This window comes from Brevundimonas sp. UBA5713, from assembly GCF_002419815.1.
Classification (GTDB): Bacteria; Pseudomonadota; Alphaproteobacteria; order Caulobacterales; family Caulobacteraceae; genus Brevundimonas.
In genome coordinates, this window is the sequence record NZ_DIGV01000007.1 from 1 (window position 1) to 8,240 (window position 8,240).

At 61.9% G+C, this 8,240-nt stretch carries 5 protein-coding genes and 1 tRNA gene; 5 read left to right on the forward strand and 1 reads right to left on the reverse strand.

Annotation, left to right across the window (positions count from 1 at the left end; genetic code table 11):
• The 5 genes from B3B04_RS00780 to B3B04_RS00800 all read left to right on the forward strand — a co-directional run.
• Positions 1 to 333, forward strand: a 333-nt coding sequence (locus tag B3B04_RS00780) for an isoaspartyl peptidase/L-asparaginase (protein WP_292038805.1), incomplete at its 5' end; no start/stop codon positions are given.
• Positions 333 to 806, forward strand: a complete 474-nt coding sequence (locus tag B3B04_RS00785) for a methyltransferase family protein (RefSeq protein ID WP_292038807.1) — start codon at positions 333 to 335, stop codon at positions 804 to 806. The genes B3B04_RS00780 and B3B04_RS00785, both read left to right, overlap by 1 nt.
• Positions 797 to 1,081 (forward strand): hypothetical protein, encoded by a 285-nt coding sequence (locus B3B04_RS00790; protein ID WP_292038810.1) that lies wholly within the window; start codon positions 797 to 799, stop codon positions 1,079 to 1,081. Before B3B04_RS00785 ends, B3B04_RS00790 begins: the two co-directional genes overlap by 10 nt.
• A gap of 59 nt (positions 1,082 to 1,140) precedes the next feature.
• On the forward strand, positions 1,141 to 2,148 hold the full coding sequence (locus tag B3B04_RS00795) for a fumarylacetoacetate hydrolase family protein (protein WP_292038811.1): 1,008 nt from the start codon (positions 1,141 to 1,143) through the stop codon (positions 2,146 to 2,148).
• Between the two features lie 114 nt (positions 2,149 to 2,262).
• Positions 2,263 to 2,347, forward strand: a tRNA-Leu gene (locus B3B04_RS00800).
• A gap of 146 nt (positions 2,348 to 2,493) precedes the next feature.
• Here B3B04_RS00800 and B3B04_RS00805 read toward each other — a convergent pair.
• Entirely contained in the window at positions 2,494 to 8,229 is a 5,736-nt protein-coding gene (locus B3B04_RS00805; protein ID WP_292038812.1) for an Ig-like domain-containing protein, read from the reverse strand.
• Positions 8,230 to 8,240 lie beyond the last annotated feature (11 nt).

The window sequence follows — 8,240 nt, forward strand, 5'->3', positions numbered from 1 at the left end:
GGCCGCGTGGGCGATGTGCCGGTGATCGGCGCAGGCACCTATGCCTCCAACGCCGATGGCTGCGCCGTCTCGGCCACCGGCACGGGCGAGTACTTCATCCGCGCCACCGTCGCCCGTGACATCTGCCACGGCACCCGCGCAGGCCAATCCGTACAGCAGGCCGCCGACGCCGAAATCGCCGAGGTCGGCTCGATCGGTGGCGACGGCGGTGTGATCGTGGTGGGAGCCGATGGTTCGGTCGCCTTTGCGATGAACACCTCGGGCATGTATCGCGGCACCGTCTCCAGCCGCAGCGCACCGCGCGTGGCCATCTACGCCGACGAAGAGAAGTAATGCCCGACATCCACGCCACGCCGGGGATCAAATTCCCGCCGCCGCTGATCTATCTTTTGTTCCTTCTAGCCGGTTGGGGCGCAGGCTATCTGCTGCCCGATCTGTCACTGGGATTGGGCGATACGCTGCGACGGTCTGTGGCTGTGGTGCTGATCGTTATCGGTTTGGGACTGGATGGTCTGGCGGCGGGGCAGATGCGCCGCCACCAGACCGCCGTCGAGCCGTGGAAGGGTGCAACCACCCTCCTGACCGGCAGCCTGTTCGGATTTAGCCGCAATCCGATCTATCTGGGTTTCAGCGTCAGCTATCTGGGCTTTGCCATTGCCATGGATGCGCCGCTGGCCCTGGTCCTCCTATTGCCGTGCCTGTGGGTCATCGACCGGCTGGTGATTGCGCGTGAAGAGGCCCATCTGTCTGCCGTATTCGGTGCCGAATACGAGACCTACCGACAAAAGGTGCGCCGTTGGCTGTAACTCCGCCCGAACACGAAAACGAACTCAGCGAAATGGCGCTCGAAGAGCTGGACGCGGCCTGCGGCCTGCATTTCGTCGAAATGAAGCAGATCACGCCTTGGGGCGATACCTATGACGCCATGGCTCCCTCTGGTCGCGAGGTCGAGGTGGAGCGCCGCTATCTGTGGCAAAACGGCGTGGTCGGTGGTGCCATCGTTATCGAGGTGGAGGTCCGCGATCCTGTCCTGCAAACCGGTGCCGAAGCCCGCGCCGTGATCGGGCCGGACGCGCGCTAGATGTGCGTGTTTGCCTCGCACGGCTTTAAACTTTTCCTTTAGTCGACTAGTTGTGTTCCATGAAACTCGCTTCGCTCAAGCACGGCCGTGATGGCCGCCTCGTCGTCGTCTCGAATGACCTCAACTGGTATACGGACGCCTTTCTGATCGCGCCGACCCTGCAGGCGGCTCTGGATGACTGGGAGCGCTGCGAACCGCTGCTGCGCGCCTTGGCCGAGAGCCTTGAAGTCGGATCGGTGCCGCGTGGCCGCTTCCACGAACGCGAAGCCGCCGCTCCCCTGCCCCGTGCCTACCAGTGGGCAGATGGTTCGGCCTATGTGAACCACGTCGAACTGGTCCGCAAAGCTCGCAACGCCGAGATGCCGGAAACCTTCTGGACCGATCCGCTGATGTATCAGGGCGGCTCTGACGGCTTCCTTGCCCCGCGCGATCCGGTGCCGTTGAAGGACGAAGCCTGGGGTTGCGACCTCGAGGCCGAGATCGTGGTGGTGACCGGCGATGTCCCGCTGGGTGCTACCCGTGAGGAGGCGCTTCAGTCCATCCGTCTGGTGGGGCTGGTCAATGACGTGTCCTTGCGCAACCTGATCCCGGGCGAACTGGCCAAGGGTTTCGGCTTCGTCCAGTCCAAGCCGGCCAGCGCCCTGTCGCCGGTGTTTGTGACGCCTGACGCTCTGGGTGACCGCTTCAAGGACGGCAAGCTGCACGGCCCGCTGCTGGTCAGCATCAATGGCGAAGAGTTCGGCAAGGCCGACGCCGGTGTCGATATGACCTTCGACTTCGGTACCCTGATCGCCCACTTGGCCAAGACCCGCGCCCTGTGCGCCGGTACGGTCATCGGTTCGGGCACGGTCTCCAACAAGGACGCCGACGGCGGTCCGGGCCGTCCGGTCAACGAAGGGGGTCTGGGGTACAGCTGTATCGCCGAGGTGCGGATGGTGGAAACCATCCAGCAAGGTGCGCCCAAGACCGGCTTCCTGAAGCACGGCGATGTAGTGCGCATCGAAATGCTGGACGAGAAGAACCACTCGATTTTCGGCACCATCGAACAGACGGTTTCTCCGGTCTAAATCGGGCCGGAACGGTCAAGCGAAACGCCGCCCTTTCGGGGCGGCGTTTTTCTTTGACGAACCGGATTGACCCGCGCCCCGTCATCGCTAGATTGCGCCTCCTTCCCAAGCCGTGCGGGCGTGGTGAAACTGGTAGACGCGCCGGACTCAAAATCCGGTTCCGCAAGGAGTGTCGGTTCGAGTCCGACCGCCCGCACCACTTGGACGATCTTCTCCGACATTTCGAAGTTTTCTAACGCGGCACCGTTGCGCATTCGTCTGCGCGAAAAAACTAAAGGGGCGACGCAGCGGACTGCGTCGCCCCTTCACCGGGGAAGAAACTGCGACCCCTACGCTCGCTGTCCCTTACCCAAGCGGGTTCAGCAAATCCTGTAGCGGATCTGTCAGCGGCTGCAGCACCGGCATCAAGCCCGCACTGTCGAACACCGGAGACAGCGCGGTTCCCAGCGGAGCCAGAGCATTGCCCTGACCACCCGGCAACCAGCCACCGACTACATCTTCTACCAAGCCATCGACCATGTCTTTCAGGTCGTCGAAACCGGACAGGTTACCGCCCAGACCACCCAACAGATTGTCCACGACGCCGCCGACAGTCCCGGGCAGATCACCGATGCCGCCCAGACCACCCAGATCGATCAGGCCGCCCAGGTCGACAAGACCATCAAGGTCAACCAGATCATCCAGAAGGTTCAGGCCATTGCCGGGCAACAGGTCGTCAACAAGGCTGCCGGTGAGCTCGATGATCGCGCTCGGCAGAGTGGTCACGCTGCCCAGATCACCCAGATCAATCACGCTGCCCAGATCCAGGTTGCCCAGATTGGTCAGGTCACCCAAACCGCTCAGGATACCGTCGCTCAGCACACCATTCAGGAGGTTGCCCGTCAGTCCGGAGAGGAGGTTCGGCAAGGCGGAAACATTCCCCAGATTGCCGAAGTCGAGCAAGTCATCCAGCTGAAGCAGTTGGCCGAGGCCGCCCAGCACACCACCCGACAGCAGCCCGCCGGTGAGGTTGGGTACCAGTCCGATCACCGTCCCCGGCAGGTTCCCCAGAACGTTGAGGTTTGCCAGATCCAGCAGACTGTCGAGCTTGGTCAGATCGCCCAATCCGCCCAGAAGACCGCCACCCAGAAGGCCACCGACTGTATCGGTAACGCCGCCGATCACGCCCCCAAGGACATTGTGTAGATCGGCAAGACCGTTCAGCCCGCCCAGATTGCCAAGATCCAGAATGCTGCGAAGATCGATCAGCGCGGTGAGGTTGCCCAACAGTCCCAGACCGGAGCCCTGCAGCAGGTCACCCAGACGACCCGACACATGGTCGAAGAACTGATCGAGCAGTCCGCCATCCAGCTTGCCTTCCAGATGCTCTCGAATGTGACCCAGTACATCACGCGGATCAAAGCGGCCCATCACGTCATGGAAGCGATCGCGGATTTGCAAGGCGAAGTCATAGATGTCGCTGTTTTCAAAGCCGGTTTGGAGAGCTTCAAAAGCCGCGCTGGCCAGTTGACCGATACGCGTTTCTGCAAAGCCCGTGCTGAGATCGCCGTCAAACCATTTGGCCACGTCGCCTGTAGGCAGCAGACTGCCCAGCCCGTCGCCCAGCCCGTTCGGATTCAGGAACTCGATCAGCTTGTTGAGCTGGAACATCTCGGCGATGTTGCCCAGCTGGCCCAGAGCACCGCCCTGAAGGACCTCGCCCAGACGGCCAGAGACGTGGTCGAAGAACTGCTGAAGCAGGCCCCCGTTCAGCTTGCCTTCCAGATGTTCACGGATCTCTCCCAGAACGTCGCGGGGATCAAAGCGCCCCATCACATCTTGGAACCGGTCTCTGATCTGCAAGGCGAAGTCGAAGACGTCGCTCTGCTCGAAGCCAGCTTTCACAGTCTCGAAGGCTTGCTGAGCCAACTGGGCAATGCGCGTTTGCGCCAGACCCGTAGAGAGGTCACCGTCAAACCAGTCAGCCAGCTGTCCGCCCATGTTCTGGGGGTCCAGTCGGGCGAGCAGCCCACCCAGATTTGAACCATCAGGACCATTGATGCTGTTGAGCAGGTTCACATCCAGGAACGAGCCGATAACGGTCGTGTTGCTGGCACCCCAGACATCGGTGGCCGACAAGGTGATCGCATTCAGCAGGCTGGCGCTGATCAGCGAGCTGGACAGTGGTCCACCCTGTTGGTCGGCCACATGGACCGTCGCCAGGAAGGTGTTGATCTGTTCGTTGTCGAGCGGTTCGCCATTGCGTGACACGATCTCGATGCGGGAACGCGGCGCGATAACACCCAGCAGACCCTCGGAAGTCGTCAGGCGCACCTCATAGCCATAGGCATTGGCCAAGCTGGCATCCCAGGCAAAGCCGATCGGCGAGGGGTTAATGGCCAGAGTGGGGGCATATTCCAACTCGACCTTGGCCAGATTTTCGTCGGCATCCCCAACCAGCAGGTCCTGGGTGTTGAGATCAAAGCCGAGCAGACCGCCGCCCAGAATGCTGAACACGTTCAGCGCATTTGCGCCGACTTCCGGGGCAGCATTCTGTCCGGGAGCGCCGATCAGGTCATCGTCGATCGCGACCGAGGTCTGACCCTTGTCACCATCGCCGTCGACAACGTCTCCGACGATCAGCAGGTCACCGTTGTCGGCACCGGCTGGCGTTGTAAACGCATCCACCAGCAGTTTGTTACGTGCCAGAAGGTCGTTGATGATTGCGACGTCTGAATCAAAGCCTGCTGTCAGATCCACATCCTTCAGCAGAATGCGTTGATCCGTGGCTGAGGCGCTGAAGCCGCCGGCATACCCGCCCGTGGACGAGATATGGACCAGGGTGCCCTCGGCCGTCAGTTCAAAGTGGATATAGTTGGCCAGATTGCCGGCACTCTTGCCGACGGCACCCTCGCCTTGCAGCATGTCGGCCAGATCCAGCACGTCGCCCTGCTGGGCCAGGCTAGCGTTGTTGAAGTCGTTAATAACGTCGGTCGGGACGCCGTTCAGGCCCTGTTGATCGCCGCGTTCAAAGCGGAAGACATCGATCCCCTCGCCACCGGTCATGGTGTCGGCACCCGTGCCGCCGACCAGCACATCGTTGCCCGCACCGCCCAGCAGGGTGTCGTTGCCTTCGCCACCGCGCAGGATGTCGTTGCCCGCTCCACCTTCCAGTCGGTCATTGCCACCGTGACCGTACAGGCGGTTATTGAGCGCTCCGCCGCCCACGGCGGTGGAAGCCGTCAGGGTCTCACCGGAGGCTGTGCCGCTGTGATAGGTCTCGGGCAGCACGGCGGACAGCGCCGGAGCCCCGATGGAAACATCGGCCAGTTTGAAGTCGCTCTTGACCGCTTCATTGCCTTGGGAATCGATGGCCTTGATGGACAGGGAAGTCGCCAGATCCAGTTGGCCGATGTCGCTCAGTCCACCGCCCAGAGTCAGAGAACCGAGGAACTCGTTCACCTTCCAGTTGTCGAGAACGCCGCCATTCAAGGCCGTGATGGTGATCGTGCTGTTCGGGAACAGCAGGAAGCTGTTCGTGTTCTGATTGACACTGATGCCCAACTCGGCAGCCAGCTTCTCGTCATAGACGAAGCGCAGGCCGGGCGTACCCACCAGCGAAGCATAGCTGATCTCGATTGTCGCGAGATCGTTATTGATGTCCGAAGCCGTAAAGAACTGCTCCTGTTCAAGCTTGATGATGCCGAGCACGTCAGCATTCACCAGACCCAGCAAACCACCGGCGCTGGCCATAGCCACATGCGGGCCGCCTTGGGAAACCGGCTCTGCGCCGCGACCGGTTACGGCCACTTCATAGGCACCGGTCGTCATGTCGATCTGGATGGTTTCGCCGCGAACAGTCGTCACCGTCAGCTTGGCACCATCGGAGGTATAGGACAGCACTGTCGGCGACGTGCCGGAAACAGAGACACCATCTGACGGGTTATAGTTGAAGACCACCCCGTCCACGGTGACCGACTGCATGTAACCGCCGTCCAGACCCATGTCGGTGACCAGAGTGCCGGTGACGACGCCCGGTTGTGTCGGAGCCAGGCTGACCGGAGCAGACACCACCGGACCGCCGTCCTGCACGGTGAGATTGATGGCACCGGAAGCTGTACCTTCACTGTCCGTGACGATGACCGAGATCGGCAGGACCAGGCTGTCGGAGCCGACAGCGTGGTCGATACCGTCATGCAGTCGAACCGTGTAGCTGCCGTCTTGGCCAATCGTGGCCGTGACGACCAGACGGCCGCCAGCGCTGCCGGTCAGCGTGCCATCGGCGTCTACCTGCCAGCTAATGGTCTCGCCTCGCGAGGTATAGGCGTCGCTCGGTCCGGCCAGAGCGATGGTGTAGGCACCTTGAACATCCTGAAGCCCAATCTGGCCGGCAGCAATGACGGATAGATCCGTTTCGCTGACGGTGCCTGCCGAGGTCCCGACCTCCAGATTGATCGCATCAACTTCAAAGCGCAGGGTCGAGGACGGAGGCGACAGATTGCCCGAAGGATCCCTCAGAACAGCCTCGGCCGTGTACTGGCCATCAGGGTAATCGGCCCCAAGGTCTATCGTCACCCTACCGTTCTGGAGGTCAGCATTCGTCAGCGTGTGCACATACTCGCGGACGTCGCCGCCAACCGTGATCCGAAGCACAATCTGGTCATTGGCACTCACACCCGCAGGCAGGAGAACCTCGGCCGACAAGCCGTCTTCCAGCTCGGCCTTCGTGACCATACCGTCCATAGCGTCGGCAATGATGAGGATAGGACCCGCATTCGACGGCGGCGACAGATCGACGCCGTAGCTGCGGCTGCCGGTCCCGTCGCGAACCACGCCGTCAGACCCTGTACCCTTGACGACAGCTTGGAGCGTGCCACCGGTCAGGTCCGACCCCATGACTGTCACAGACCAGCGGCCATCCGCATCGACGGTGCCGCGATAGGTGTTTCCGCCCGTAGTGATTTCAACAGTGTCACCTTCGCGGAAAGTGCCTGCCCCGCTGGCCTGACCAGTAATGGTAACCGATCCCGAAGCTTCGACAGCGTTGACGATGTCGTCCCCTGCGATGGTGTCGATAGTGACCGATACCACGTCAGCCACCCCGAAAACCGGAATGGTGAAGTTTACCGGAGACGAAGCGTCGGAGGTGCGGGTCGCGGTCGCCATGACAGCCGTGACCACATAATCACCGGCCGCCAGGTCTGCCGACGGGATCGTCACCGTGACATTACCGGTAGCGATATCGTCGCCGGTCAGCACATGCTCGTAGGAGTCGCCGCCCTGCACGGTGACAACGATCCTTACGCCTACGTCGGCGCCTTGGCCCAGTTGCACGACAACCTGAACGCCATCGGCCAGTTCGGCCTCGTCGATGCCGTCCGCAGCTTCAGGAACGGACACTTCGGGCCTGCCCAACAGGGGATCGCCGTAATTTCCGTCGCCCGCAATGATCTCGAAGTAGACCCGTTCCGAGTACTCGCCCATGCGGCCGTCAGGGGCAGAGAAGAACGCGATAGCCGAATACTCGCCGTCCACGAAGTTCGAGCCCAGATTCACGCTCGCATAGCCAAAGGCGATATCGTCGCCCTGAATGACGTGCTCGAACTCATAGAACGACCCTTGGTGCATCACTGAGACCGTGACGGTTTGACCGACGTCACCGCCCTCCGGAATCGTGACGCGTGCCACGATACCCGCCTCCAGCTCGTCCGCATCGATACCTTCCTCGGCACCGACAATGGTCAGTTCGGGTTGCCCGATCGGCGGAAGCGGGGTCTCGCTACCGGCGTCCGGAGCCATCGCCGAAGCCGGTTGCGACTGATTGCCCGCAGCGTCGGCCAGAACCACGCTCAAGGTTTGGCCATTGGTCTGCGGCGGGGCCAGATCGACAGTGAAGGTGCCGTCGGCGTTCACAGTTCCGGTGCCGATGGTGCTGCCCAGTTCGTCCTCTACGACGACTGTCGCGCCCGGTTCACCCTCGCCGCTCAAGACATTGCCGTCCTGATTGACGGCCAGATTTTCAGCGGGTTCGGGAGCCGTCACATCGGGAGCGGTAACCGTAGCAGGTCCCGACGCATTGCCCGCCGCGTCAGCCAGGACCACCGAGACGGTTT

Coding starts and splice junctions, on each gene's coding strand:
- B3B04_RS00785 (WP_292038807.1), top strand. CDS start 333: ATGCCCGACATCCACGCCACGCCGGGGATCAAATTCCCGCCGCCGCTG.
- B3B04_RS00795 (WP_292038811.1), top strand. CDS start 1,141: ATGAAACTCGCTTCGCTCAAGCACGGCCGTGATGGCCGCCTCGTCGTC.